Below are 2464 nucleotides of genomic sequence, written 5' to 3' on the forward strand. Positions count from 1 at the left end.
TAGTACTCCAGCCGCAGATTGTGATCTTGCTGGTGGGGGTCGGCGCAGGCACGGTTACGGCCACCGCTGATCATCGGTGTGTGAAGACTGAAGATCATGCGGTGGCCGCGGGTCACAGCGTAGACCCTGCCCGCTGGCAGGAGGCGTTCGAGGTCCTGATGTCTCGGATAGCGGGCCGGTTCGCGCGGGTTGAACCCCGGCGCCGGGTGAAGGACTTGGTGCTGGGGCTGCTGTCGGACCTGCCGCGCAAGAACTGCTGGAGCATCGCGGAGTGGGCCGGGGAGGCCGGCCCGGACGGCATGCAGCACCTGCTCGGCCGGGCCAAGTGGGATGCCGACGCCGTGCGCGAGTATGTGCTGGAACATCTGCACGACGAGGACGCGGTGCTTGTGGTCGACGAGACCGGGGACGTGAAGAAGGGCACGCACACCGTCGGCGTGCAGCGCCAGTACACCGGCACCGCCGGGAGGATCGAAAACGCCCAGGTCGCCGTCTACCTCGTCTACGCGGGCCGCCGCGGACATGCGGCGGTCGACCGCGAGCTGTACATACCGCGCTCGTGGACCACCGACCCGGACCGCTGCCGGGCAGCGGGACTGGGTGAGGACACCGTCTTCGCGACCAAGCCGGAGCTGGCCGCCCGCATGATCGGCCGGTTCCTGGACGCCGGGCACCGCGTGGGCTGGGTCGCGGGTGACGAGGTCTACGGCGGCAACCCGAGGCTGCGCTCCGCGCTGGAAGAGCGCCAGGTCGGCTACGTGCTCGCCGTGGCCTGCTCGGCCGAATTCGCCACCAGCGCGGGGAAGTTCCGCGCGGATGCCCTGGCCTCGAAGGTGCCCAGGCGGGCCTGGCAGAAGCTGTCGGCCGGGGCCGGCGCCAAGGGCCACCGCTTCTACGACTGGGCCGTCGTCGACCTGGCCGAAGCCCGGTCCGGCAGCCATCAGCTGCTGATCCGCCGCAACCGCACCACCGGCGAACTGGCCTACTACCGCTGCTGGTCACCTGCCCCGGTGCCTTTGGCCACGCTGGTGCGGGTCGCCGGGGCGAGATGGCGGGTGGAGGAGACCTTCCAGGCCGGCAAGGGCCTGGCCGGACTGGACGAGCACCAGGTCCGCCGCTTCACTTCGTGGTCGCGTTGGGTCACCCTGGCCATGCTCGCCCACGCCTTCCTCGCCGTCGTCCGCGCCGACGCACACGCCCGCCACCCCGCCCCGGACGGGCTGATCCCGCTCACCTGCAACGAGATCCAGCGGCTGTTCACGACGCTCGTCGTCCGGACCGTGCACGATGCGGCCCACCGGCTCGGCTGGTCCGCCTGGCGACGCCGCCATCAGGCCCGGGCCCGGGCCAGTCACTACCGCCGACAAGCCGCCGCTCAGGCGTGGTCGTGAATCAGCAGTCCCCGACCGACCACCGGCGCCCACTCGCGGACGCCGAGCACCTCGACTCCGGGTGTGCGGTAGTACGGATCGGTTTCAAGTAGGCGGTCCAGCTCCCCGCGTTCCGTATTGAAGACAAGTAGCGCACCAGTGTCGTCTGCCCACGGACCTGCGGCGACGAGATGGCCCTCTTCATGAAGGCGCTGGAGGAGTACACGATGCGCGGGACGTGCCGCGAGGCGCTCTGAGGTGGCGGTGAATGCAAGTTCGACGATCAGCATGCGCCTGAGGGTAGGTTCTGAGCATGCCGGGATCTGTATCAGCTGATACTGCAGTTGCAGCGGAGCGGCGCTCACTGAGCGAGATTCCGCTGTTGGCTGGGTTGTCGGACAACCAGTTGCGCACCCTCTGGGACGATTCGCTTGCACGCGGCTACCCAGCCGGACATGCGCTGCGTAATGCAGGTGATCCGGCGTCGCATCTTGTGCTGCTGCTGCGTGGTCGGGTGGCTGCCACCGCTACCACGCGTTCGGGTCGGGTCGTCCGCTTCGGCGAGTGGGCCGGCCCTTGCGCGCTCGACAAGGTTGCCGTGATCGATGGCCACGGACACACCGCCACCCTCACCGCGCTCACGCCGTGTTCGGTACGGACCCTGCCGCGTGACCGCTTCCTGACCGTAATCGACGATGTGCCTTCTGTGCGTAGGCATGTACTGCGCGTTCTTGCCAGCCAAGCCCGAAGTCACCAAGAAAAGATCACCATCACTGCGACGATGCCGGCAGAGGCCAGACTGGCGGCTTGGCTGCTGAACGAGGCCGCATCAGATGCAAAGGGAAGCATCACCTTGCCAGGTACGCAGCAGGTCTTGGCCGACCTCCTGGGTGTCACCAGGGTGACGGTCAACCGTGCACTCTCCCGGCTCCGCCGGGACGGCTTGATCGAGGTCAATCGCCACACGATCGCCATCCTCGCCCCGGAGCTCCTCGAATTGCGAACCCACGGCTAAGGACGCGCGGCAGGGAGCCGCAGCAGTAGCGGGAGCTCGCCGATGGCGCGGATGCGGCGGCCCGACAAGCAAGATCACG

The 2464-nt window shown here is 68.3% G+C and carries 3 protein-coding genes; 2 read left to right on the plus strand and 1 reads right to left on the minus strand.

Annotated features, from left to right (window positions below; all coding sequences use genetic code 11):
- Positions 1-158: 158 nt before the first annotated feature.
- On the plus strand, positions 159-1391 hold the full coding sequence (locus tag KWI83_RS37560; RefSeq protein WP_218518852.1) for an IS701 family transposase: 1233 nt from the start codon (positions 159-161) through the stop codon (positions 1389-1391).
- On the opposite strand, the gene KWI83_RS37565 is transcribed toward KWI83_RS37560, so the two are convergent.
- Positions 1376-1660 (minus strand): YciI family protein, encoded by a 285-nt coding sequence (locus KWI83_RS37565; protein ID WP_218518853.1) that lies wholly within the window; start codon positions 1658-1660, stop codon positions 1376-1378. The genes KWI83_RS37560 and KWI83_RS37565 overlap by 16 nt on opposite strands.
- A gap of 23 nt (positions 1661-1683) precedes the next feature.
- On the opposite strand from KWI83_RS37565, the gene KWI83_RS37570 reads away from it, so the two are divergent.
- A complete protein-coding gene (locus KWI83_RS37570) occupies positions 1684-2385 on the plus strand; it encodes a Crp/Fnr family transcriptional regulator (RefSeq protein ID WP_218518854.1) in 702 nt (233 codons plus the stop codon).
- The last annotated feature ends 79 nt before the right edge of the window (positions 2386-2464 follow it).

Source organism: Streptomyces sp. TRM70350 (assembly GCF_019219825.1).
Classification (GTDB): Bacteria; Actinomycetota; Actinomycetes; order Streptomycetales; family Streptomycetaceae; genus Streptomyces.